Source organism: Streptomyces sp. NPDC058579, assembly GCF_042718575.1.
In the GTDB taxonomy this organism is placed as follows: Bacteria; Actinomycetota; Actinomycetes; order Streptomycetales; family Streptomycetaceae; genus Streptomyces.
Window position 1 is genome coordinate 16,540 of record NZ_JBHXPI010000026.1, and the last position, 22,624, is coordinate 39,163.

A 22,624-nucleotide genomic window follows, 5' to 3' on the forward strand; every position below is an offset into this window, starting at 1 on the left:
GAACCCAAGCCCGGCCGAAGGCCGGGCGCAGCTCACGGCGCCCCCGGCGGCACGAACGGCAGCCCCGCCGGCGCCCCGTGCTCGATCAGCCGCAGCAGCGCGTCCGTGTCGGCGTGTTCCTCGATCAGGTCCCCGAGCCGGTCCAGCTGCTCCTCGCGGAGCGTCCCGAACGACGTGTCCGGGGCCGGGACGAAGCGCCGCCCGGCCGCCGCCGCGACCTCCCGCAGGAACGCCCGGCGGAAGCCGTCGCTCTCCAGCGAGCCGTGCCAGTGCGTGCCCCAGACCGCGCCGACCCGGCACCCGTCCAGGAACGGGTCCCCGCCAAGGACCTCCGCGACCCCGTGGTGGATCTCGTACCCCTCCACCCGCTCACCGAGCGCCTCGCCGACCGGCCGCGCGAGCGTCTTCTCGGCCGCGAACCGGACCCGTACCGGCAGCAGCCCGAGCCCGTCGACCGTGCCGGCCTTCGACTCGACCTCGTCCTCGATCCGCTCCCCGAGCGCCTGGAAGCCGCCGCAGATGCCGAGCACCGGCCGGCCCTCCGCCGCGCGCCGGGCCAACGCGTCCGCGAGCCCGCGTTCGCGCAGCCACGCGAGGGCCTTCACCGTGCCCCGGGTGCCCGGCACGATCACCAGGTCCGCGTCGACCAGCTCCTCGGCCCGGTCCACGAACCGCACGACGACGCCCGGTTCGGCCGCCAGCGCGTCCACGTCCGTGAAGTTCGACATCAGCGGTACGGCGCACACGGCGACCCGCAGCACGTCCGAGCCGACCGGCGGCGCGACGACCGACTCGCGGACCGCGCCCCGCAGGGAGACCCGCAGTCCGTCCTCCTCGTCGATGCCGAGCCCGTGCGCGTACGGCAGGACACCGTACGTACGCCGCCCGGTCAGCCCCAGCAGCATGTCGAGCCCCGGCTCGAGCAGGGTCACGTCGCCGCGGAACTTGTTCACGAGATAGCCCGCGATCAGCTCCTGGTCCTCCGGCGCGAGCAGCGCCGTCGTGCCGAAGAACTGGGCGAACACCCCGCCCCGGTCGATGTCCCCGACCACGAGCACCGGCAGCCGCGCGGCCCGCGCGATGCCCATGTTCACGATGTCGGTCCGGCGCAGGTTGATCTCGGCCGGACTGCCCGCCCCCTCGCAGATCACGGCGTCATACGTGCCCCGCAGCTCCTCCAGGCACGCCATCACCGGCTCGAAGAGCTCCTTCTGCCGCCCCCCGTGGTAGCCGCGCGCGCTCAACTCGCCCACCGGCTTGCCCATCAGGACGACCTGGCTGGAGCGGTCGCTGCCCGGCTTCAGGAGGACCGGGTTCATCAGCGCGGTCGGCTCGACCCGGGCCGCCTGGGCCTGCATGGCCTGTGCCCGGCCGATCTCCGCGCCCTCCCGGGTCACGAAGGAGTTCAGGGACATGTTCTGGCCCTTGAACGGGGCGACCTTCACGCCCTGCCGGACCAGCCAGCGGCAGATGCCCGCCGTGACGACGCTCTTGCCCGCGTCGGACGTGGTCCCGGCGACCAGCAGCCCGCCGCCCCTCATATCGTCCTCCGCTTCACCGCACGCGCCTTCAGCGCGCCCGCCACGATCCGTCCGCCCACACAGACGGCGAGCGTAAGCCCCGTCACCCGGCGCGAGAGCCGGACCGCCCGTTCGATGTCCGCGACCTCCACGGCCCGTCCCTCCCCGTTCAGTACGGGCCGGTGCTCGACCCGGCCGCCGTACGACAGCGTCCCGCCGAGCCGTACCCCGAGCGCCCCCGCGAAGGAGGCCTCCACCGGGCCGGCGTTGGGGCTCGGGTGCTTCGCCGCGTCCGCCTTCCAGGCGCGTACCGCCCCCCGCGGATCGCCCCCGGCCACCGTCGCCAGCGCGGCGGTCAGCCGGGCGCCCGGCCAGCCGGCCACGTCGTCGAGCCGGGCCGAGGCCCAGCCGAACCGCCGGTACCGTGCCGACCGGTGGCCGACCATGGCGTCCAGGGTGTTCACCGCCCGGAAGCCGACCAGGCCCGGTACGCCCGCGACCGCGCCCCAGACCAGGGCCCCTACGACGGCGTCGGAGGTGTTCTCGGCGACGGACTCCACGACCGCGCGGGCCATTGCCGGACCGTCCAGGGACTGCGGATCGCGCCCGCAGAGATGGGGGAGCCGCTCCCGGGCCACGTCCAGGTCGCCGGCGGCGAGCGCCCCGCCGATCGCGCGGGCCTCCCGGCCCAGGGTCGTCCCGCCGACGACGGCCCACACGGCGGCGGCGGTCAGCGCGGCGGAGGCCCGGGGGTGGTCACGTACGGTACGGGCGGCCAGCGCGGCGGCGCCCGCGGCGCCCGTGACACAGACGGCGGTGTGCAGCGCGCCCCACCCGCGGTGGTCGCGCCAGAGCAGCTTCTCGACGGCCCCTGCGGCGCGCCCGAACGCGGCGACCGGGTGGCCGCGGCGGGGGTCGCCGACGATCAGATCGGCGGCAAGGCCGGCGGCCGCGCCGTAAGCGAATACACCTGGGGCAGCACTGCGGCCGGGCATGGCGCTGTGTCCTCACTCAGGGTCCGCGCCCTGGCTCGACGTGACCGGCGGCGAGAGTTCCTGGCTCCCGGGGGAGCGACTCCCCGGTCACAGTGGCGGGACCGCGCCGGATTCGCACCGGGCTTCCTCTGTTTGCCGCCGTAATGGCCCCGGAAGTCCACCACGTGTGCGAACACCCGTCAACTCACGCTTGACCTGCGGCGGGACACTGTGCGAAGCACCACACGGACCCGGTGAAACGACGACCGGGCGGGCCGCACCCGAAGGTGCGACCCGCCCGGCCGGCGGAGCGGGATCGTCGTCAGACGACGATCAGATAGATGCCGTACGCGACGGCCGCCGCGCAGAGCGCGAAGCAGGCGTACGCGCCGGTGCGCGCCATGGCCGCGGAGCCGCCCTGGGCCGCGGCCTGCTCCTGCTTGGAGAGGCCGATGATGCCGAGGGTGAAGAGGCCCACGAGGGCGACGGTCGCCACGAGGCTGACTCCGAAGACGGAGCCGAGAGCTGCCCAGTCGATCTTCATGTCGTTGGTTCCTTACACCGCGGCCGAGGCGGCGGGGGCTGCCGGGTCCGTGGGGGCCGGCGAGGGGATGGTGGTCTTGAGGTCGTCGTCCGCGACGGTGGCGAAGGAACCGGCGGGGGCCGGCGGGGTGACGGCCGCGATGGCGGTGGTCACGACGCCCGCGGGCTCGCCGTCGATCTCGTCGGCCGTGACGTTGTGGTGGTCGACCGGCTTGCGGCGGGAGAGCGCCCAGATGACCGCCGAGCCGGCGACCAGGAGGACCGCGACGACGGCGACGCCCCAGGGGCCCTGCTTGGTGAGGAACTCGGCGCCGGCGCCGACCAGGCCCGCGGCGGGCAGGGTCAGACCCCAGGCGACGAACATCCGGGTGGCGGTCGACCAGCGGACGACACCGCCCTTGCGGCCGAGGCCCGCGCCCATCACGGCGCCGGAGCAGGACTGCGTGGTGGAGAGCGAGAAGCCCAGGTTGGACGAGGCCAGGATGACCGTGGCCGCGCTGGTCTGGGCGGCGAAGCCCTGCTGCGGCTGGAGGTCGGTGAGGCCCTTGCCCATGGTGCGGATGATGCGCCAGCCGCCGAGGTAGGTGCCGAGCGCGATGGCGATACCGGCGGAGACGACGACCCACATCGGGGGGTTGGAGCCGGGGGCGAGGACGCCGCCGGTGACCAGGGCGAGGGTGATGACACCCATCGTCTTCTGCGCGTCGTTGGTGCCGTGGGCGAGGGAGACGAGACCGGCGGAGGCGATCTGGCCGGCCCGGAAGCCCTTTGCGGTGGCCTTCGTCTCCGTCTTGGAGCCGAGCTTGTACGTCAGCTTGGTGGCCGCCATCGCGGCGAGGCCGGCGACGAGCGGCGCGGCGATCGCGGGGATCAGGACCTTGCTGACCACGGTCGAGCCGTTGACGGCCGACCAGCCGGCCGACATCACGGCCGCGCCGATCAGTCCGCCGAAGAGTGCGTGGGAGGAGCTGGACGGCAGACCCAGGAGCCAGGTCAGCAGATTCCAGAGGATGGCGCCGACGAGCGCCGCGAAGATCACTTCAGTACGAATGCCCTGTTCGTTGATGATCCCGCCGGAGATCGTCTTGGCGACCTCGACGGACAGGAAGGCACCGACCAGGTTGAGCACGGCGGACATGGCCACCGCGGTCTTGGGCTTGAGGGCACCGGTCGAGATGGTCGTCGCCATCGCGTTGGCGGTGTCGTGGAAACCGTTCGTGAAATCGAACACGAGAGCTGTCACGACCACAATCGCGAGCAGCAGCGTGATGTGTTCCATTTACCCAGGCAATCGTTTGACGTCAGTGGCTGGACGAACGTAGGCAACCTGAGTGAACGGAAGGTGAACTGGGCCGGGCGTTGTGGTGTCCCAAATCGGGTTCCAGCCATTCCGCTTGAGCCGCCGAGGGGCCTTGCGTGAACGCTCTGTCCACGATGTGAGCGCCGTGCGACCCCGGGTAATCCGTGCCGTCACCGGAAACAGGGGACATCGCCCGCTTCGCCCACCCTCGCCCGTGTCAGCCCGTGGACGGGCCCGGAGGGTCGTCATCCCGCCGAGGGACCCGCAACGAGATCCACGTCACTCTCACAGGGGACCGCCACGGGCGGGTTCGTCCGGTGGCAGCCCCGGCCCGACGTGTCGACACTGGGACCGTGCGCCCCGCTACAGCGACGGCAGCGGCCGTCACCACTCTGCTCGGTGCCGGTGCGGCCGCGCTCGCGGCCGGTCGGTACGCCGGTGACATCGCCCTGAAGGCGACGTCAGGACGGCCCCTGCCCGGCGACCCCCGGCTCACCGTGCACGCCACGGGCCCCGGCCAGGTCACCCTGACCCGCAGCCTCGCCTCCCTGCGCCCCGGTACGTACGGGATCGAGGGCCCCGGCGTCCACGCGGTCGTGGGCCCGGTCCTCGACCGCGTGCCGCACACCGCCGACACCGTCGTACGGCGCCTGGAACGCGTCGAGCACGGCGACCTGGGCCCCGGCGCCCGGGTCCGGCTCACGCCCGAGCTGCACAGCGGCACCCCGGAGACCGCCCTCGGCGTGGCCCAGGAGGACGTCGAGATCCCCGGCGAACTCGGCTCCCTCCCCGCCTGGCTCGTCCCCGGGCCGCGCTCCACCTGGGTCATCGCCCTGCACGGCATCGGCACCACCCGCCGGCACCCCCTGAACCTCGTCCCCTTCCTCTCCCGCCGGCAGATCCCCGTCCTCTGCCTCTCCTACCGGGGCGACGAGGGCGCGCCGCAGTCCCCGGACGGCCTCGGCCACCTCGGCGACTCCGAGTGGCGCGACGTCGACGCGGCCGTCCGCTACGCCGTCCGCCGGGGCGCCGAGCACGTCGTCCTGCACGGCTGGGGGACCGGCGCCACGATGGCCCTGCACGCCGCCGCCGAATCCGGCGTACGGGACGTCATCCGCGGCCTCGTCCTGGACTCCCCGGTCCTCGACCGGGAGGCCACCCTGCGCAACCTCGCCGCCGCCCGGGGCGTCCCTGGACCGCTGCTCCCGCTCGCCGTGCGCGCCGCGACCGGCCGGGGCTGGCCCCACGGCGACCGGCTCCCGGAAGTCGCCGACCCGGCCGCCCTGCGCGTACCGACGCTCGTCCTGCACGGCCCCGGCGACACGATCGCCCCCTGGGAACCCTCCCTCGAACTGGCCGCCCGCCGACCGGAACTGGTCACCCTCCACACCGTCAGGAACGCCCCGCACGCCGCGATGTGGAACGCCGACCCGATCCGCTACGAGGAGGCCCTGCGCCGCTTCCTCACCCCCCTTCTGTAGCGCTCCCGCGAGCCCTCCACGAGTCTTCCGCTTGCCCCGCGCCGGGCCGCGGTGGCGCCACGGCCGGGGCCCGGCGCGGGCGTCCTTCGATTCCGATTGGGCTTTCGGGCCGTCAACGGGAAGACTGCCTCCGTGACGTCTCGAAAGCCCGATGAGCAATTGGCGCGCAACTCCAGACTCCGACTTGTCCGACCGCGGGCACTCGCCACCGCCCGGCGGGCCGTGACGACCCGGCGCACCCGCCCGGCCCCGCGCCCGCCGGAGGGCACTCCGCCCCGCGCGGAACTGGCCCGCCAGGCCCGGACCGTCCTCGCCGACGCCGTACGGATCGCCCGCTGGGCGGCCCTCGACGCCGAGCCCGGGACCGCCGCCGCACCCCGCCCGCAGGCCGTCCCCGACCAGGAACGGGCCGCCGCCGCGCTGGACCTGACACCCGGCCAGATCCGGGCCGGCTGGGACCGCGCCCGGCTCGCCGGACTCGTGGAGCTCCACGGCGACACCGCCCGCCCCGGCTGGCGGCTGCACGCCTGGGACCGCGACGACTCCGCCGTGCTGCGCGGCTGGGTCGCCCTCTTCGACGCCTGGTCCCTGGTCCACCCCGCTCCGGAGGACGTCGCCCCCGGCGCCGTCGCCGAGGTCGTCGAGGCCGTCCCCCAGGTGCTCTCGCTCCTCCAGCTCTCCGCCGGACCCGTGGTGGTCCCGGCCCTGCTCGACCTGCTCGGGCAGCGCGTCGACGAACTGCGCGAGGAGCGCTGCGAGGTGCCCGTCGAGGGCGCCCCCGCCCCCGTCACGGCCTCCGCCGCCGGGCCCGACCGGTTCGCCGCGCTGCTCGACTGGGCCCTGGAAGGGCTCGCCGCCGTCGGCGCCCTGACCCTCGGCGAGGGGTCCGAAGGCCGTCAGGCGACCCTGACCCCGCTCGGCAACTGGGCGGTCTGGGTCAAGCTGGAGCAGATCTGCGTCGCCGCCCAGAGCCCGGCCGGCAACATCGAACAGTCCGCCGAGGACATGCTCCGCGGCTGCGCCGGCCTCACCCCAGGACCCGCCCGCGACGAGTACCGCGCCTGGCTCGCGGCCCGCACCCTCGCCGGCGCGGTCGCCGAGCTGATCGCCGTCGCCCGCGGCGAGGACGCCCTGCTGCGCGGCCTCGCCTTCGAGGCGCTCCGGGTCGTCGGGGCCCCCGCCGAGGCGGAGGTCCGCGCCGCGGCCGAGGAGGTCTCGCTGCGGCCGTACGCCCTGCTCTGGCTCGCCGAGTACGAGGGCGCCGACCCCGACGACGCCCCCGAGGTGCTCACCCGCGAGGAGGCCACCTGGCTCTGGGTGGACACCGCCGCGGCCGTCGCCGACCACGGCGAGAGCACGCTCCTGGTCCGGCACCTGGAGTCGGCCGTCCAGGGCACGGTCCCGGCGCTCCTCGACGAGGTCCGCGCCATCGGCCACCCCCGTACGGTCCAGGTCCTGGTCGCCCTCGCCGCCGCCCACCCCGACCCCGCCCTCGCCAAGGCGGTCCGCCGGGCGGCCTTCCAGGTGCACACCGGGGGAGCCTGACGCTCAGCGGCCCGGGCCCCCGCGCCCGGGCTCTCCGCCATGGGTCTCCGCAGGGCTTCGCACCCCGGCTCTGTGTCTCTGCTCTCCGCCCCGGTTCTCCGTCCGGGCTCCCCGCCCCCTCCTCAGCCGGTGGCCCCCGGCAGGTAGGTGCCGAAGCTCCAGACGTTCCCCTCGCCGTCGCGGGCGATGTAGTCCCGCGAGCCGTACTCCTGGTCGGTCGGCGGCATCACGATCTCGACGCCGTGGGCCACCGCCCGCGCGTGGTGTTCGTCCACGTCGTCCACGTGGACGTACACCCCGCTGGGCCCGGAGCCCTCGACCAGCTTGTCGAACTCGGTCCCCGTGCCCTTGCTGCCGAGCATCACCATTCCGTTGCCGAACGACAGCTCGGCGTGCATGACCTTGCCGTCCTCGCCCTCGTACACCGCGGTGCGGGTGAAGCCGAACGCCTCCGTGAGCTGTCTGATCGCGGTGTGCGCGTCGTGGTAGGTCAGGGTCGGACAGATATGGGGTGCCTCAGCCATCCCGATCACTCCTTCTCATGGCGGAATGTGACCTGGGTCTCAGTCTGGCATCCGGCGCTGACACCGGCACTGACATCGGGGCGGCTCAGCGGAAGGTGTTGCACTGCGCCATGTCCCCGGTCCGGTACCCGGTGTAGAACCACTGCTGGCGCTGGGCCGCCGAGCCGTGCGTCCAGTTCTCCGGTGTCACCCGGCCCTGGAACTTCTCCTGGATCCGGTCGTCGCCCACCGCCGCGGCCGCGTCCAGACCGTCCCGGATGTCCTCGTCCGTGAGCCGGGTGAGGAGCGGCCGGCCGGTCTTCCCGTCGGGCGTGGTCGTCGCGTGGCGCGCCCAGACGCCCGCGTAGCAGTCGGCCTGCAGCTCGACCTTCACGGCGTTGGAGTTCGCGCCCGTCCGCCCGTCCTGGGCGCGGGCCAGGGTGCCCATCATGTTCTGGATGTGGTGGCCGTACTCGTGCGCGACCACGTAGGCCTGGGCGAAGGGTCCGCCGCTCGACCCGAACTTGGTCCGCAGCTCGTCGAAGAAGCCCAGGTCCAGATAGACCTGGCGGTCGCCGGGGCAGTAGAACGGCCCGACCGCCGAGGTGGCCGAGCCGCAGGCCGTGCCGACCCGGTTGGCGAACATGACCGTGCGCGCGTCCCCGTACTGCCCGCCCCGCCGCTCGTACTCCGCCCGCCAGAAGTCCTGCACGCTGTTGACGACCGCCACGATCCGGCAGTCCTCGCGGGCGTTCGCGTCGGCGCCGGTCCGGCAGGTCTGTTCGACCTGGGCGAGCGAGGACGAGGTCGCGACCGGTTCGGGATCGCCGGCGGAGAGCCCCAGCTGCTCGGGACCCACCCCGAAGAGCAGCCCCAGGATCAGTGCGATGAATCCGACGATGCCGCCGCCCACGGTCGCCTTGCCGCCGGGGATGCGGCTGCCGCGGACGTCCTTGACCTCCGAGGTGTCCAGGTTGGCGTCGTCGTCGAACTGCATGGGCCACACCCTCTGCCGTCGCGCCGCGGCAGAGACCGCCGCCTTGCGCCCGAGTATCGGCGAATCCGATAGCGATCGCCCCTTTTGTCTGGTGTGGGCGGTATTGGGGGGAAGGGGTGGCGGTGGGCAGGCCGGGGACAGCAGCCGAAAAGCAGTTGCATGGGCCCGTTAGACTGGCCGTATGGCCATTCTCCGCGCGCATGACTAGCGGCGTCGAATCCGCACTCAACCCCTTCCGCCGAACCGTTCGCCCTGGAGTCTGTCCGTGATCACCGCTACCGGCATCGAGCTGCGCGCCGGCGCCCGCATCCTCATCGAGTCCGCTTCCTTCCGTATCGCCAAGGGCGACCGCATCGGCCTGGTCGGCCGCAACGGAGCGGGCAAGACCACCCTCACCAAGTGCCTCGCGGGCGAGGGCGTGCCCGCCGGCGGCCAGATCGCCCGCTCCGGCGAGGTCGGCTACCTCCCGCAGGACCCGCGCACCGGCGACCTCGACGTCCTGGCCCGCGACCGCATCCTCTCCGCCCGCGGCCTCGACGTCCTCATCAAGAAGATGCGGATGAACGAGGAGCGCATCGCGACCGGCTCCGGCGGCACGCGCGACAAGGCGATGAAGCAGTACGAGCGCCAGGAGACCGAGTTCCTCACCAAGGGCGGGTACGCAGCCGAGGCCGAGGCCTCGACCATCGCCGCCGCCCTCGGCCTGCCGGACCGCGTCCTCGGCCAGCCGCTGCACACCCTCTCCGGTGGTCAGCGCCGCCGTGTCGAGCTGGCCCGGATCCTCTTCTCCGACGCCGACACCCTGCTCCTCGACGAGCCCACCAACCACCTCGACGCCGACTCCATCGTCTGGCTGCGCGACTACCTGAAGTCCTACCGCGGTGGCTTCATCGTCATCTCCCACGACGTCGACCTCGTCGAGACCGTCGTGAACAAGGTCTTCTACCTGGACGCCAACCGCTCCACGATCGACGTCTACAACATGGGCTGGAAGCTCTACCAGCAGCAGCGCGAGGCCGACGAGAAGCGCCGCAAGCGCGAGCGCCAGAACGCCGAGAAGAAGGCCGCCGCCCTCAACTCGCAGGCCGACAAGATGCGCGCCAAGGCCACCAAGACCGTCGCCGCGCAGAACATGGCCAAGCGCGCCGAGCGGCTGCTCTCCGGCCTGGACGCCGTCCGCGTCTCCGACAAGGTCGCCAAGCTCCGCTTCCCCGAGCCCGCGCCCTGCGGCAAGACCCCGCTGACGGCGGAGGGCCTGTCCAAGTCGTACGGCTCGCTGGAAATCTTCACCGATGTGAACCTCGCGATCGACAAGGGCTCGCGCGTCGTCATCCTCGGCCTCAACGGCGCGGGCAAGACCACGCTCCTCCGGCTGCTCGCCGGGGCCGAGAAGGCCGACACCGGCGAGGTGACCCCGGGCCACGGTCTCAAGCTCGGCTACTACGCCCAGGAGCACGAGACGCTCGACCCGGAGCGCACGGTCCTGGAGAACATGCGCTCCTCCGCGCCCGACCTCGACCTGGTCGACGTGCGCAAGACGCTCGGTTCCTTCCTCTTCTCCGGCGACGACGTCGACAAGCCGGCCGGGGTGCTCTCCGGCGGCGAGAAGACCCGGCTCGCCCTGGCGACCCTGGTCGTCTCCTCGGCGAACGTGCTGCTCCTGGACGAGCCGACCAACAACCTCGACCCGGCCAGCCGCGAGGAGATCCTCGGCGCGCTGCGCACCTACAAGGGCGCGGTCGTCCTCGTCACGCACGACGAGGGCGCGGTCGACGCGCTGGAGCCGGAGCGGATCATCCTGCTCCCGGACGGTGTCGAAGACCTGTGGGGCCCGGACTACAAGGACCTCGTGACGCTCGCCTGATCATCTCGGTATGGATCATTCGGCTCATGGGTGATCCTTCATCTGAGTGAGGGCGTCTCATACCCCCCGGCGCGGCTCTCTGCGGAATCCTTCCGCCAGAGCCGCGCCGCCTTGTTTCGCCCTCTGCGGCGCTGACCTGGTACTTCCTGGCCGGGCGTGTCCCGGAGTGTGGATCACGCCATCCGGAATCAAAGACTCCGCTCGTGGCGACGGGCCGACGAGGCGCAAACCTGGTGCCACGGACCTTGTCGAATGGGTGGCCAGGACGTCCGGAAGGGGTGATCATGAGAAGTCCAGAGCGCACTTCCCATGAGGAGGCACGGGTGGCCGAGACTCTGAAGAAGGGCAGCCGGGTAACCGGCGCCGCGCGCGACAAGCTCGCGGCAGACCTGAAGAAAAAGTACGACTCCGGTGCGAGCATCCGGGCGCTGGCCGAGGAAACCGGCCGCTCCTACGGATTCGTCCACCGGATGCTCAGCGAATCCGGAGTCACGCTGCGTGGACGCGGCGGAGCGACACGGGGCAAGAAGGCAGCCTCGGCCTGACTGGGCGCGGTTCGTCGGGTCCATCGGTTCTTACGGTGGCCACCCGGTCGCCCGTGCGGTCGACCGGGTGGTTACTGTGCAGTCACTTAAGCGTGCTGCACCGGAACCGGAGGCGCCCCATGACTTCGCTCGACTCTGTGCTCGTGTTCGACAAGGACGGTGTACGGCTCACCGTCGAGGACGCCGTTGCCACGGTGACCCTGACCAATCCGGCGAAGCGCAACGCCCAGTCTCCCGCTCTGTGGCGGGCGTTGACAGAGGCCGGCCGGTCACTGCCGGGCAGCGTGCGGGTCGTCGTCCTGCGCGGTGAGGGGCAGTCCTTCTCCGCGGGGCTCGACCGGCAGGCGTTCACGCCCGAGGGCTTCGACGGAGAGCCGTCCTTCCTGGACCTGGCACGGGGTTCGGACGAGGACCTGGACGCGGTCATCGCCGAGTACCAGGAGGCGTTCACCTGGTGGCGTCGTAGCGACCTCGTGTCGATCGCGGCCGTCCAGGGGCACGCCATCGGTGCGGGTTTCCAGCTCGCCCTCGCCTGCGACCTGCGGGTCGTCGCCGACGACGTGCAGTTCGCCATGCGCGAGACCAGCCTGGGACTCGTCCCCGACCTCACCGGCACGCACCCCCTCGTGGGTCTTGTCGGCTACGCCCGTGCGCTGGAGATCTGCGCCACGGGCCGCTTCGTCCACGCGCAGGAGGCCGAGCGCATCGGCCTCGCCAACATCGCCGTGCCCGCCGACGAACTCGACGGTGCGGTACGGGACTTGAGCGCCGCGCTGCTCTCCGGCCCGCGCGACGCCGTCATCGAGACCAAGGCGCTGCTCCAGGGTGCCGCCGACCGCTCGTACGAAGACCAGCGCGTCGCCGAGCGCGCCGCCCAGGCCCGCCGACTGCGCGATCTGGCCGGGCTCGGCGACTGATTCGGCGCGCGGGCGTGCGCCGCACGCGGGCCCTCAGCGGATCTCCGCGACCAGGACCGTGACCGCCGCCGCCCCGGGAGCCGTTTCGGCCGCCCGGGCGCGGGCGGCGCGGGCCACGTCCAGGGCGCGGTGACCCGCGGCGACCGCCAGCTCCACGCGCAGCGCGCCCGGGGAGCGGTGGAGCGGCGCGCCCAGCACGGACGTGAGGCCCGCCACGCCCGGCACCCCGAGCACGGCGACCGCCACCGGGTCCTCGGGTGTGGAGTTCCCACCCGCAGTTCGCCCGAGTGGGGGAGTGGCGGCCGGGGAATCCGGGGCGGCCTCCGCGAGGCCGGTCACCCGCAGGTCCACCGCCGCAACCACCAGGCCGAGCTCCCGCTCTGCCGAGACGAACAGCACGCCGCGCACGTCCTTGGCCAGCTCCGGCAGCGGCCGCTCCGCCACCCGATCCGCCTCCGCCGCGAACTCCCCGGTGATCCGCAGCGTCCCCGGCGGCAACCCGCCCGGCGGTACGGGGAACGGTGCCTCCGCCCCCGCCTCCGCGAGCCCCACCCGCAGCGCCCCCGGCACCACGCCCAGTACCGCGCCCGCCGCCCGCAGCAGCACCGTCCGGGCCGCGCGCTCCGCCAGCCACGCCCCGTCCGCCGCGTCCCCGAGCGGCAGCAGCCGTCCGGGCCCGAGCCGCTCACGGACCGTTCCCGCCCATCCCGCCCCAGGTGTCGTCGTCATCGCCCCAGCCTAATGTGGGCAAAGGCACAGATAGTCCCACGGAAGGGATGAACGGTGATGAATGACCCCGCACACCCCAAGGAACCGTCCGTCACCAAGCGGGGCGGCGGAAATCCGGCCGCCCGCGGCCGGACCACCATCGCCGACGGCGTCGTCGAGAAGATCGCCGGTCTTGCGGCCCGCGAGGTCGTCGGCGTCCACGCCATGGGCAGTGGGCTCTCCCGCACGCTCGGTGCCGTACGGGACCGGGTGCCCGGTGGAGGCGGTACCAAGTCGGGGGTCACCCGCGGCGTGAAGGCCGAGGTCGGCGAGGTGCAGACCGCCCTCGACCTGGAGATCGTCGTCGACTACGGCGTCTCCATCGGCGATGTCGCCGGGGCCGTGCGCGAGAACGTCATCGCCGCCGTCGAGCGGATGACCGGCCTCGAAGTCGTCGAGGTCAACATCGCCGTGAGCGACGTGAAGCTGCCGGACGAAGAGGACGAGGTGCCGGAGTCACGGCTCCAGTAGCCGCGGGCTGACCGGCGGAAAGGGCTCAGCATGAGCATGGCGGTGGTCGGCCTGGTGGCCGGAATGGCCCTCGGATTCGCCGGATACTTCGGCGGATTCGGGGCGTTCGTGCTGGTCGCGGCGTTGGGCGCGGTCGGCTTCGTCGTTGGGCGGTTCCTGGAGGGCGACCTCGAACCCGGCGACTTCTTCCGGGGTCGCGAGCGCGGCGACCGGCGGCGGTGACCGGGGGTGACAGTCGACGGGGCAGGCGGTGGTGCGCTCGACCGGCCGGTCGAGCGGGTGGGCCCGGCCGGCCGTGGTGCGACCACGATCGCCGACCGGGTCGTCGCGAAGATCGCCGCGCGTGCCGCGAGGGAGGCGCTCGACGCGGTCCCCCCGGGCGGCTCGGCGCCGCACGCCTCGGTCGTCGTGCTGCGTGACACGGCGCGCGTCTCGGTCACCCTGGAGCTGGCCTACCCCTCCGACCTCGGCCGCCAGTGCGGCGCGGTGCGCGGCCGGGTGATGAGCCGGGTACGGGAGCTGGCGGGCATGGAGGTCCCCGAGGTGGCCGTCCACGTCGAGCGGCTGCACTCCCCGCGCACGGCGCGGGAGTCCGACGGGCGGAGGCTGCGATGACCACGGACACGGCGACCGGCACCGGAGCCGAGGACGCGCCCGTACCCGTACCGAAGGACCCACCGCCGCCGCCCGGCGCGCGCCGCTTCTGGGCGGTGCGGCGCATCCCCGCGGCCTTGATCGCGCTCGTCCTGCTCGGCGCCACCGGCCTGCTGCTCTACGACGTGGCCGCCGTCCGGGCCGACCGCACGGCCATGGCCTGGCGCCGTGAACTCGCCGACGACCTGGCGACCCGGCCGCTCGACAACGCCTGGGTGCTGGCCGGCGCGTCCGTCGCCGTCCTCGTCGGCGTCTGGCTGCTGATCCTGGCGGCCACCCCGGGGCTGCGCGCGGTCCTCCCGATGCGCCGGGACCACACCGACGTACGCGCCGGGCTCGACCGCGACGCCGCCGCACTGACCCTGCGGGACCGGGCGATGGAGATCTCGGGCGTGCAGTCGGTACGGGTACGGATGGGGCGCAAGAAGGTGGCCGTCCGGGCGGTCTCGCACTTCCGCGAACTCGACGAGATCCGCGCCGACGTGGAGAGCGTCCTCGGCACCGGCATCGACGACCTGGGCCTCGCCCGGCCGCCGGCGCTGACCGTACGGGTGGGCCGCCCGCCGACGAAGGGGGGCCGGGTGTGACCGTCGTCCTGCGCCGCGTCAACCGCGTGCTGCTCGCCCTGATCGGCCTGGTGCTCGTCGTCGTCGGCGGGGCGGTCCTCGCCGCCGGGTTCGACCTGCCGGTGCCCTCGTGGTGGCCGTGGTACGACCCCTCCGATGTCCTGCTGAGCCGGGCCGACCGGCTGCGCTGGCGCGACGAGGGCTGGTGGTGGCCGGTGGTGATCGCCGTCCTCGGCGTGATCGTGCTCCTCGCCCTGTGGTGGCTCCTCGCGCAGTTCCGGCGCGCCCGGCTCGCCGAGGTCCTGATCGACACGGGCGACGGGGAGGGCGCGAGGGTACGCGGCCGGACCCTGGAGGCCGTCCTGGAGGCGGACGCGACGGCCCAGGACGGCGTGGCGCGGGCCCGGGTCGCCCTGACGGGCCGCCGCACGGCCCCGCACGCGCGCGTGGCGCTGCTCTTGGAGCCGTACGCCTCCCCGGGCGCCGCCCTGGCCTCGCTGAGCACGGAGGCCCTGGCCAACGCCCGCACCTCGACGGGCCTGACCGCCCTTCCCACGGAGGCCCGCCTCCGGGCGGTCAAGCACAGTGCCCGCCGCGTGACGTGACGCCCCGCGCCCCGTCAGAAGCCGTGCCCCGCGACCCCGTCAGAAGCCGTGCCGGGCGCCGCCGTCCACCGACACCATCACGCCCGTCACGTACGAGGCCGCCGGCGACAGCAGGAACGCCGCCGTGCGGCCGTACTCCTCCGGGGCGCCGTAGCGGCGCAGCGGGATGCGGGACTCGTTCGCCGTGCGGGCGGCGTCCGCGTCGCCCGAGAGGGCGTCCAGTGAGCGCACCCGGTCCGTGTCGATCCGGCCCGGCAGCACGCCGACGACCCGGATGCCCCGCGGGCCCAGGTCCCCCGCGAGGGACTTCGCGAAGCCGGCGAGGCCCGGGCGGAGCCCGTTGGAGATCGTCAGGCCCTGGATCGGCTCGTGGACCGAGCCCGACAGGACGAAGCCGATGACCCCGCCCTCGGTCAGCGCCTCGGCCGCCGCCCTTGCCATCCGTACCGCTCCGAGGAAGACGCTGTCGAAGGCCGCCGCCCACTGCTCGTCGGTGTTGTCCGCGGCGAAGCCCGGGGCCGGGCCGCCGACGCTCACGAGGATGCCGTCGAAGCGCCCGAAGCGGGAGCGCGCCTCCGCGATCAGCCGGGCGGGCGCCTCCGGGTCCGCGTTGTCCGCGGCGAGCCCCGCCGCGTCCGGGCCGAGCTCGGCGACAGCCTCGGCGACCGTCTTCTCCTCGCGCCCGGTGACCAGCACCTTCGCGCCCTCGGCGAGCAGCGCCTCGGCCGAGGCACGGCCGAGCCCCCGGGTCCCGCCGGTCACCACGTACACACGGTCCTTCAGTCCAAGATCCATGCGCCCTATCCTGCCGGGTCCTCCTCGCCCAGCGCGAGAGCGGTCCCGACCAGACCGATGTGGCTGAACGCCTGCGGGAAGTTGCCCAGCTGACGCCGCGCCACCGGGTCGTACTCCTCCGCGAGCAGCCCGACGTCGTTGCGGAGCTCGAGGAGGCGCTCGAAGAGCTCCCGGGCCTCGTCCTTCCGGCCGGTCATCCGCAGCGCGTCGGCCATCCAGAAGGAGCAGACGAGAAACGTTCCCTCGTCGCCGGGCAGGCCGTCGACCGAGCCGCCCTCGGTGCTGTAGCGGCGGACGAAGCCGCCGTGCGTCAGCTCCTCCCGCACCGCGTCCACCGTCCCCACCACCCGGGGGTCGTCCGGCGGCAGGAAACCGACCCGGGGGATCAGCAGCGTCGCCGCGTCCAGCTCCCGCGAGCCGTAGGACTGGGTGAAGGTGTTGCGCCGGGGGTCGTACCCCTTGTCGCACACCTCCGCGTGGATCTCGTCCCGCATCGCCCGCCAGCGCGCCGGGTCGCCGCGCAGCGAGGGGTCGGCCTCCAGCGTGCGCACCGCCCGGTCGGCGGCCACCCAGGCCATCACCTTCGAGTGCACGAAGTGCCGGCGAGCGCCGCGCACCTCCCACAGCCCCTCGTCCGGGTTCCGCCAGGTCGACTCCAGGAAGCCGAGCAGGCTGAGCTGGAGGTTCCAGGCGTGGTCGCCGGGCGGGATCCCGGCCTGCCGTGCCATGTGGAGCGAGTCCATGACCTCGCCGTACACGTCGAGCTGGAACTGCTCCACCGCCGCGTTCCCGACCCGGACCGGCGCCGACTCCCCGTAGCCGCGCAGCCAGGTCAGCTCCGTCTCCGGCAGCCGCCGCTCGCCGGCCGGCCCGTACATGATCTGGAGGTCGGCCGGATCGCCCGCGACCGCCCGCAGCAGCCAGTCGCGCCAGGCCGCCGCCTCGTCGACGTAACCGGCCGACAGGAGCGCGCCGAGGGTGAGGGTCGAGTCGCGGAGCCAGCAGGAGCGGTAGTCCCAGTTCCGTACGCCGCCCAGCTCCTCCGGCAGCGAGGTGGTCGGGGCCGCCATGATGCCGCCGGTCGGCCGGTAGGTGAGCGCCTTCAGGGTCAGCAGCGAGCGCAGCACCGCCTGCCGGTACGGACCCTCGTACGCGCAGCGCGACGCCCAGTCCCGCCAGTCCGTCAGGCACTCGTCGAGCGCGCCGAACGGGTCGATCAGTTCGGGTCGCGGTTCGTGCGAGGGGTGCCAGGTGAGTACGAACGCGACCTTCTGGCCGGCGTCGACGGTGAACGAGGAGCACGTGGAGAACTGCTGCCCCCAGGTCTTCACCGGCGGCTCGCTGCGCAGCCAGACCGAGTCGGGACCGGCGACGGCCACCCGGTGGTCCTCGCTGCGCCGCACCCACGGCACGATCGAGCCGTAGTCGAAGCGGAGCCGGAGGACCCCGCTCATCTCGACGGTGCCGCTGACCCCCTCCACGATCCGCATCACATCGGGGTACGCGTCGCGCTGCGGCATGAAGTCGATGACCTTCACGGTGCCGGTGCGGGTCTCCCAGTAGGTCTCCAGGACCAGCGAGTCACCCGCGTAGCCCCGGGTGGTGCAGGTCGTGGCGCCCTTGGGCGCGAGCCGCCAGTGGCCGTTCTCCTCGTCGCCGAGGAGCGCGGCGAAGCAGGCGGCCGAATCGAAGCGCGGCAGACACAGCCAGTCGATCGACCCGTCGCGTCCGACGAGCGCGGCGGTCTGGAGATCGCCGATGAGGGCGTAGTCGTCGATACGTTGCGTCACGCTTTGGCGTGTTCCCGCGCGAGGCGACGGTCAATCAGAGGGGCGCTGTGGCCTACACCGCTGCCGGCTCGGGTTCGGGAGTCCCCGCGCCGCCGTCCGTAGCGGCCGCGGCCTCCCGGTCGCGCTTCTCGCGGCGCACCAGGATCACCCAGCCGACGGGCACACCGGCCGTGAAGAGCCACCACTGAACGGCGTACGCCATGTGGGCGCCGATCGAGTCGTGGTCGGGCTCGGGGACCAGCTCGGGGGAGCCGCCGGGCGATTCGGGGGAGGTCTGCTCGACATAGCCGCCGAGCACGGTGAGGCCGGTCAGCTCCGCCTGCTGGGCGCTGTTGATCAGCATCACCTGACGGTCCGGCAGCCCGCGCAGGTCCTTGATGCCGCTGGCGCCGGTCGTCTCGTCCGCCTTGAGCCGGCCGGTCACGGTCACCTCGCCCCTGGGGGCGGGCGGGACCTCGGGGTAGGCCTTCTGGTCAGGGGCGGCGGGGACCCAGCCGCGGTTGACCATGACGGCCCGGCCGTCCTTCAGGGCCAGCGGGGTCAGGACCATGTAGCCCTGCTGGTCGTCGGCGTTCGTGCGGCGCCGGACGACGACCTCGTGCGCGGTGTCGAAGGTGCCGGTGGCCGTGACCGTCCGCCAGTAGTCGGCGCGCGGGACGGTGTGGCCGGGGGAGGTCAGCTCCTCGACGGGGAGGGGTTCCGCCTTGAGGTTGTCCGCGATCAGGGCGTTCTGGGCGACCCGGCGCTCGTGCCGGTGGAACTGCCAGAAGCCCAGCTCGATCATCGTCGGGACGAGGACGAGGGCGACGAGGGTGAGGATCACCCACTGCCGGGACAACAGGAAGCGGTACACCCCATGACCGTACAACTGTGGTCATGGGGTGCACGCACGGGGGTTGTGGTCAGACCCTGTCGACGATGCCCACCTTTCCCTCCGCGCGGGCGCAGTGGGCGCCGCAGTACCAGTTCCCCTCGACCTCGACGCCCTGCCCGATGATCGAGACCCGGCAGTGCTCGCAGATGGGCGCCATGCGGTGGATGGCGCACGAGAAGCAGTCGAAGACGTGCACCGCGCCCTGCGCGTGCACCTCGAAGGACATGCCGTAGTCGTTTCCGCAGACCTCACAACGTGCCATGCGCCACAGGGTGCGGCCCGCGGCGGACGAGCCGCGGGCGGCACGCCCGGCGCGTCACCCGTCTGCCGGGGCCACGTCGCGCAGCAGCTGGGTGAAGGCGGCCTCGTCGACGACGGGGGTGGCGAAGGACTTCGCCTTCACCGTCTTGGAGGTGGCGGAGTCCGGATCGTTCGTCACCAGCAGGCTCGTCAGGCGGGAGACGCTGGTGGCGACATGGAGACCGGCCTCGACCGCGCGGTCCTCGAGCAGCTCGCGGTCGATGGAGGTGTCACCCGAGAACGCCACCCGCATGCCCTGCTTGAGTGGTTTGTCCACTTCGTAACGCCCGGGGTTCGGGTACGGGCACGGCGGCCGCTTCCGCGAGGGACGCCAGCCGTTCGTGGTGTACGAGGCCTGGTGGCCGATCCGGGCGGGGGCGGGCGTGGAGACCCACTCGGTCAGCGGCCGGCACTCCAGGAGCGGGAGCCGTACGTTCCGCTCGGCCGCCGCGTGCAGGCTCGGCCGGAACGCCTCGGCCAGCACGCGCGCGTCGTCCAGCGCGTTGTGCGCGCGCTGCTGGACGACGCCGAAGTGCGCGGCCAGCGACTCCAGCTTGTGGTTGGGCAGCGGGAGTGACAGCTCCTTGGCGAGGGCGATGGTGCACAGCCGCTGTCGCACGGGCGCGGCGCTCTCGGCACGCGCGTACTCGCGGGCGATCATCGACCAGTCGAAGAGCGCGTTGTGCGCCACCAGGACCCGCCCGTCGAGCCGGGCGGAGAACTCGGCGGCGATCTCGGGAAAGAGCGGCGCGCCTTCGAGCAGGTCACGGGTGAGGCCGTGGATCCAGACCGGACCGGGGTCGCGCTCCGGATTGACCAGCGTGTACCAGTGGTCCTCGACGTTCCCCTGGGCGTCCAGGCGGTAGACGGCAGCCGACACTATCCGGTCGTCGCGGGCGAGTCCGGTGGTCTCCACGTCGACGACCGCGTACCCCTGCGGGTAGGCGGTCGGCCACAATGCTGCTGTCGTCTGGTCGTCGAGCATGGTCACTGAGAATACGGGCCCCTACTGACACCTCGACGCCCCGGTGCCCCACCCACCCTCAGGAACCGGCCATCAGGTTGACGCCCGCCGCTCCTCGGCGCTGCCGGTGCGGGCGGCCAACAGTCCCTCCACCAGGGCCCGTACGGAAGTGGTGAAGAGGCGTTCGGGGTCGATCGGGCGGGCCAGGGCGCGGGTGAGGGCGGGGTCGTCCGGGTCGGTCGTGGCGCTCTCCCAGAGCTCCTCCTCGGCGGGGGACTGGACCGGGGCGCGTTCGCGGTTGCGCTCCACCAGGACGTAGCCGACGACCTGGACCTGGACCGCCCGGACCACCTCCGCCGCCCGCGCGCCGCGCAGCCCGGCCGCGTGGACCTCGTGGGCCAGGGCGCGCTGGGCGGGCAGGAACATCCGCTCCGTCAGGCCGCGTTCGTGGACCATCGCCACCAGATGCGGCCGGTCCCGCAGCTCGCGGCGGAGCGCGCGGGCCACCGAGACGATCCGCTCGGCGGGGGTGCGGCCGCGCGCGCCGATCGTCGAGAGGTCGGCGACCGTCCGCTCGACGAGCGCGTCGAGGAGCGACTCGCGGTTGCCGACGTGCCAGTAGATCGAGGTCACCGCCGTGCCCAGTTCGGCCGCGAGCTTGCGCATGGTGAGGGCGTCCGGGCCGTGCTGCTTCACGAGCGCCGCGGCGGTGGCCAGGACCTCCTCGCGGGTGAGTGCGCTGCGCGCCATCCGGTCCCCCGTCCCTCCGCCGTTCTTCCGTCCGCTTCTTCCGCGTGCACGGCTCTTTACCCTTCATCGCCGCCGGTGTAACTGTGTTACAGGCCGACGGTCCCTGAAGTCCCTGAAGGGTGGTACGTCATGGCACGAGTACGGTACGGGGCGCGCACCGACGCCGAGATCTCGGCGGCCCGCGCCAAGAGCAGCAAGCTTCCCGACATCTGGTCCACCGGAGTGGTCGCCGTCTGGGAGACCGATCCGGACGTGGTCGCGGCGGTCCTGCCGCCGCCGCTGAAACCCACTGAGCGGCCCCTGGTCCGGGCCAACATCTCCCAGGTCGACCTGCCCGGCTACCCCCTCGGCGCGGGCTCCGTCGCGGTGGCCGCCGCCCACGGCGACCAGGAGGGCTGGTACCCGCTGGTCATGCCGATGACCCTGGAGCGGGCCCTCATCGGGGGCCGCGAGGTCTTCGGCGAGCCGAAGAAGCTCGGCCAGGTCGTCGTCGAACGCGACGGACTCGTCGTCCGCGCCGCCCTCGGCCGGCACGGCATCGACTTCGTCGAGGTGCGCGGCGCGGTCTCCGGGCCGCTCCCGCTGCCCGAGCCGACCGAGAAGACCGACTTCTACTTCAAGTTCCTGCCGGGCGTGGACGGCACGGGCTTCGACGCCGACCCGGTCCTCGTCCACTGCCTGCGCAACGAGAAGGTCCGCAAGCTGGAGCGGATCACCGGCGACATCGTCCTGCGCGAGTCGATGTACGACCCCGTCGCCGACCTCCCCGTACGCCGGGTCGTCGAGATCACGATCGGCGAGAAGACCACCGACCAGAAGGGCCGGGTCGCCGAACGCGTGAGCGCCCAGGCCCTCCTGCCGTACATCCACCAGCGCTACGACGACCCGCAGCAGATCCTCGACGGCCCGCCGGAAGGGAGCGTGTGATGGAGCTGCGTCAGGGGCAGGTCGCGGTCGTCACCGGCGCGGCGAGCGGCATCGGGCTCGCGATGGCCCGCCGCTTCGCCGCCGAGGGCCTCGCCGTCGTCCTCGCCGACGTGGAGGAGACCGCGCTCGCCAAGGCGGCCGGGGAACTGACCGAGGGCGGGGCGCAGGTCCTCGCCCGTACCGTCGACGTCAGCGACGCGCGGTCCGTCCGGGACCTCGCGGACGCGGCCTTCGACACCTTCGGCGCCGTCCACGTCCTCTGCAACAACGCGGGCGTCGGCTCGGGCGCCGAGGGCCGGATGTGGGAGCACGAGCCCAACGACTGGAAATGGGCCTTCTCCGTCAACGTCTGGGGCGTCTTCCACGGCATCCAGGCCTTCGTCCCGCGCATGATCGCCGGCGGCGAGCCCGGGCACGTCGTCAACACCTCATCCGGCGACGGCGGGATCGCCCCGCTGCCCACCGCCTCCGTCTACGCCGTCACCAAGGCGGCCGTCGTCACCATGACCGAGTCGCTGTACGCGCACCTGAAGGCCGAGCACGCGCGCGTGGGGGCGTCCGTGCTCTTCCCCGGCCCGCACATGCTGCGCACCGGGCTGTGGGAGTCGCACCGCAACCGGCCCGAGCGGTACGCCAAGGAGCGGCCGCGCAAGACCCCGTACCGCAGCCTCGACCAGTGGGAGGCGGCCATGAAGGACGCCGGGCACGAGGTCGCCTTCACGCCCGTCGAGGAGGTCGCGGAGCACGTCGTCGACGGCATCCGCGCCGACCGGTTCTGGATGCTGCCGGCGAGCGAGCACAGCGACAAGCAGATCCGGGCGCGCTCGCGGTCGATGCTCGACCGCGCGAACCCGTCCTACCTGGAGAACTTCATCCTCGACTGACTGTGCCGCCCCGTCGGCCGCGATCTTCGGCCGGGGGTCCGGGGGTCGTCCCCCGGGAAGGCACAGCATTCTCGACTGAGGGGGCTT

At 73.1% G+C, this 22,624-nt stretch carries 25 protein-coding genes and 1 riboswitch; of the genes, 12 read left to right on the forward strand and 13 right to left on the reverse strand.

Features of this window, described 5'->3' with window-relative positions; all coding sequences use genetic code 11:
• Positions 1-32 precede the first annotated feature (32 nt).
• From ACFWRO_RS25045 to ACFWRO_RS25060, 4 genes are all read right to left on the reverse strand, one after another.
• Entirely contained in the window at positions 33-1,541 is a 1,509-nt protein-coding gene (locus tag ACFWRO_RS25045; protein WP_384513430.1) for a cobyric acid synthase, read from the reverse strand.
• Complete coding sequence (locus ACFWRO_RS25050; protein WP_384513431.1) at positions 1,538-2,515, reverse strand: cobalamin biosynthesis protein; 978 nt, start codon at positions 2,513-2,515, stop codon at positions 1,538-1,540. The genes ACFWRO_RS25045 and ACFWRO_RS25050 overlap by 4 nt, the downstream gene beginning before the upstream one ends.
• Before the next feature lie 31 nt (positions 2,516-2,546).
• Positions 2,547-2,692, reverse strand: a riboswitch (cobalamin riboswitch).
• 124 nt (positions 2,693-2,816) lie between these two features.
• Positions 2,817-3,038, reverse strand: a complete 222-nt coding sequence (locus ACFWRO_RS25055) for a hypothetical protein (protein ID WP_384513433.1) — start codon at positions 3,036-3,038, stop codon at positions 2,817-2,819.
• A gap of 12 nt (positions 3,039-3,050) precedes the next feature.
• Complete coding sequence (locus ACFWRO_RS25060; protein WP_384513435.1) at positions 3,051-4,316, reverse strand: anion permease; 1,266 nt, start codon at positions 4,314-4,316, stop codon at positions 3,051-3,053.
• 374 nt (positions 4,317-4,690) lie between these two features.
• On the opposite strand from ACFWRO_RS25060, the gene ACFWRO_RS25065 reads away from it, so the two are divergent.
• Positions 4,691-5,818, forward strand: coding sequence for an alpha/beta hydrolase (locus ACFWRO_RS25065; protein WP_384513437.1), 1,128 nt, complete (start codon positions 4,691-4,693; stop codon positions 5,816-5,818).
• Positions 5,819-5,950: 132 nt separating this feature from the next.
• Positions 5,951-7,363 carry a hypothetical protein gene (locus tag ACFWRO_RS25070; protein WP_384513439.1) on the forward strand — a complete coding sequence of 471 codons (1,413 nt, stop codon included), beginning with the start codon at positions 5,951-5,953 and terminating at the stop codon, positions 7,361-7,363.
• 122 nt (positions 7,364-7,485) lie between these two features.
• Here ACFWRO_RS25070 and ACFWRO_RS25075 read toward each other — a convergent pair whose 3' ends face one another.
• Positions 7,486-7,887, reverse strand: coding sequence for a VOC family protein (locus ACFWRO_RS25075; RefSeq protein ID WP_362016381.1), 402 nt, complete (start codon positions 7,885-7,887; stop codon positions 7,486-7,488).
• An 85-nt stretch (positions 7,888-7,972) separates the two neighbouring features.
• Positions 7,973-8,863 (reverse strand): neutral zinc metallopeptidase, encoded by an 891-nt coding sequence (locus tag ACFWRO_RS25080; RefSeq protein ID WP_384513440.1) that lies wholly within the window; start codon positions 8,861-8,863, stop codon positions 7,973-7,975.
• A 265-nt stretch (positions 8,864-9,128) separates the two neighbouring features.
• Here ACFWRO_RS25080 and ACFWRO_RS25085 point away from each other — a divergent pair, with 265 nt between their 5' ends.
• The 3 genes from ACFWRO_RS25085 to ACFWRO_RS25095 all read left to right on the forward strand — a co-directional run bounded on the left by ACFWRO_RS25085 (position 9,129) and on the right by ACFWRO_RS25095 (position 12,189).
• Positions 9,129-10,727, forward strand: a complete 1,599-nt coding sequence (locus ACFWRO_RS25085; RefSeq protein ID WP_384513441.1) for an ABC-F family ATP-binding cassette domain-containing protein — start codon at positions 9,129-9,131, stop codon at positions 10,725-10,727.
• Between the two features lie 323 nt (positions 10,728-11,050).
• Entirely contained in the window at positions 11,051-11,272 is a 222-nt protein-coding gene (locus ACFWRO_RS25090) for a helix-turn-helix domain-containing protein (protein ID WP_006123601.1), read from the forward strand.
• A 119-nt stretch (positions 11,273-11,391) separates the two neighbouring features.
• Positions 11,392-12,189 carry an enoyl-CoA hydratase/isomerase family protein gene (locus ACFWRO_RS25095; RefSeq protein WP_384513443.1) on the forward strand — a complete coding sequence of 266 codons (798 nt, stop codon included), beginning with the start codon at positions 11,392-11,394 and terminating at the stop codon, positions 12,187-12,189.
• A gap of 33 nt (positions 12,190-12,222) precedes the next feature.
• Here ACFWRO_RS25095 and ACFWRO_RS25100 read toward each other — a convergent pair whose 3' ends face one another.
• Positions 12,223-12,918 carry a hypothetical protein gene (locus tag ACFWRO_RS25100; protein WP_384513445.1) on the reverse strand — a complete coding sequence of 232 codons (696 nt, stop codon included), beginning with the start codon at positions 12,916-12,918 and terminating at the stop codon, positions 12,223-12,225.
• Between the two features lie 57 nt (positions 12,919-12,975).
• Between ACFWRO_RS25100 and ACFWRO_RS25105 the strand changes: the two genes are divergently transcribed.
• The 5 genes from ACFWRO_RS25105 to amaP are packed head-to-tail and all read left to right on the forward strand — an operon-like array spanning position 12,976 to position 15,253.
• On the forward strand, positions 12,976-13,428 hold the full coding sequence (locus tag ACFWRO_RS25105; protein WP_384513447.1) for an Asp23/Gls24 family envelope stress response protein: 453 nt from the start codon (positions 12,976-12,978) through the stop codon (positions 13,426-13,428).
• A gap of 30 nt (positions 13,429-13,458) precedes the next feature.
• Positions 13,459-13,650 carry a hypothetical protein gene (locus ACFWRO_RS25110; protein WP_315894609.1) on the forward strand — a complete coding sequence of 64 codons (192 nt, stop codon included), beginning with the start codon at positions 13,459-13,461 and terminating at the stop codon, positions 13,648-13,650.
• Positions 13,651-13,656: 6 nt separating this feature from the next.
• Complete coding sequence (locus ACFWRO_RS25115) at positions 13,657-14,043, forward strand: hypothetical protein (protein WP_384513449.1); 387 nt, start codon at positions 13,657-13,659, stop codon at positions 14,041-14,043.
• Positions 14,040-14,669, forward strand: coding sequence for a DUF6286 domain-containing protein (locus ACFWRO_RS25120; RefSeq protein WP_384513451.1), 630 nt, complete (start codon positions 14,040-14,042; stop codon positions 14,667-14,669). Before ACFWRO_RS25115 ends, ACFWRO_RS25120 begins: the two co-directional genes overlap by 4 nt.
• Complete coding sequence (gene amaP, locus ACFWRO_RS25125) at positions 14,666-15,253, forward strand: alkaline shock response membrane anchor protein AmaP (RefSeq protein WP_384513452.1); 588 nt, start codon at positions 14,666-14,668, stop codon at positions 15,251-15,253. Before ACFWRO_RS25120 ends, amaP begins: the two co-directional genes overlap by 4 nt.
• A gap of 39 nt (positions 15,254-15,292) precedes the next feature.
• Here amaP and ACFWRO_RS25130 read toward each other — a convergent pair whose 3' ends face one another.
• From ACFWRO_RS25130 to ACFWRO_RS25155, 6 genes are all read right to left on the reverse strand, one after another.
• Positions 15,293-16,048 (reverse strand): SDR family NAD(P)-dependent oxidoreductase, encoded by a 756-nt coding sequence (locus ACFWRO_RS25130; RefSeq protein WP_384513454.1) that lies wholly within the window; start codon positions 16,046-16,048, stop codon positions 15,293-15,295.
• 5 nt (positions 16,049-16,053) lie between these two features.
• Positions 16,054-17,838: a glycoside hydrolase family 15 protein gene (locus ACFWRO_RS25135; RefSeq protein WP_384513456.1), complete on the reverse strand. Its 1,785-nt coding sequence runs from the start codon at positions 17,836-17,838 to the stop codon at positions 16,054-16,056.
• Positions 17,839-17,890: 52 nt separating this feature from the next.
• Complete coding sequence (locus tag ACFWRO_RS25140) at positions 17,891-18,691, reverse strand: SURF1 family protein (protein ID WP_384513458.1); 801 nt, start codon at positions 18,689-18,691, stop codon at positions 17,891-17,893.
• A gap of 49 nt (positions 18,692-18,740) precedes the next feature.
• The gene (locus ACFWRO_RS25145; RefSeq protein ID WP_361958709.1) at positions 18,741-18,974 is read right to left on the reverse strand and encodes a hypothetical protein; all 234 of its coding nucleotides are present in this window, start codon (positions 18,972-18,974) and stop codon (positions 18,741-18,743) included.
• Positions 18,975-19,028: 54 nt separating this feature from the next.
• Positions 19,029-20,003, reverse strand: coding sequence for a DEDDh family exonuclease (locus tag ACFWRO_RS25150; RefSeq protein WP_384513460.1), 975 nt, complete (start codon positions 20,001-20,003; stop codon positions 19,029-19,031).
• A 66-nt stretch (positions 20,004-20,069) separates the two neighbouring features.
• Positions 20,070-20,726, reverse strand: coding sequence for a TetR/AcrR family transcriptional regulator (locus ACFWRO_RS25155; RefSeq protein WP_384513462.1), 657 nt, complete (start codon positions 20,724-20,726; stop codon positions 20,070-20,072).
• 129 nt (positions 20,727-20,855) lie between these two features.
• On the opposite strand from ACFWRO_RS25155, the gene ACFWRO_RS25160 reads away from it, so the two are divergent.
• Entirely contained in the window at positions 20,856-21,653 is a 798-nt protein-coding gene (locus tag ACFWRO_RS25160) for an acetoacetate decarboxylase family protein (protein WP_362016409.1), read from the forward strand.
• On the forward strand, positions 21,653-22,537 hold the full coding sequence (locus ACFWRO_RS25165; RefSeq protein WP_384513464.1) for an SDR family NAD(P)-dependent oxidoreductase: 885 nt from the start codon (positions 21,653-21,655) through the stop codon (positions 22,535-22,537). The genes ACFWRO_RS25160 and ACFWRO_RS25165 overlap by 1 nt, the downstream gene beginning before the upstream one ends.
• The last annotated feature ends 87 nt before the right edge of the window (positions 22,538-22,624 follow it).